The organism is Tannerella forsythia, assembly GCF_003860135.1.
GTDB lineage: Bacteria > Bacteroidota > Bacteroidia > Bacteroidales > Tannerellaceae > Tannerella > Tannerella forsythia_A.
Genome location: NZ_RQYN01000170.1, coordinates 1 through 394 on the forward strand (window position 1 = coordinate 1; position 394 = coordinate 394).

The 394-nt window shown below is 42.4% G+C and carries 1 protein-coding gene; it reads left to right on the forward strand.

Annotated elements, in window-relative coordinates:
- Nucleotides 1-49: 49 nt before the first annotated feature.
- Nucleotides 50-394: transposase (locus tag EII41_RS13825; protein ID WP_148091777.1), on the forward strand; the 345-nt coding region annotated here is incomplete at its 3' end.

A 394-nucleotide genomic window follows, 5' to 3' on the forward strand; every position in this document is an offset into this window, starting at 1 on the left:
AATATCCGTATATTTGCCTAAAATGACTATCTTTGCAAAAAATAAGGCAATGACCCTGATCGATTTTCTAACTCATTTTCCGGACGAGGAAAGTTGCAAGCAAAAGTTTAAGGCCTATCGCGACCAGGTTGGTGTGGTTTGTCCCAAATGTGGCGGGAGTTCTCATTACTGGAAAAAGGATAAGGAACAATACGAGTGTAAACACTGTAAAACGCGCATCACGCTCAAGAGTGGCACCGTTATGCACAAATCGAAACTTCCATTTCGCTACTGGTTTATAGCCATGCATTTGCTCACGTCAACGAAAAAGACCTTTTCTGCCAAAGAGATTCAGCGTCAATTGGGTCATAATCGTTACCATCCCATTTGGCACATGGTTCACAAACTTCGTCAG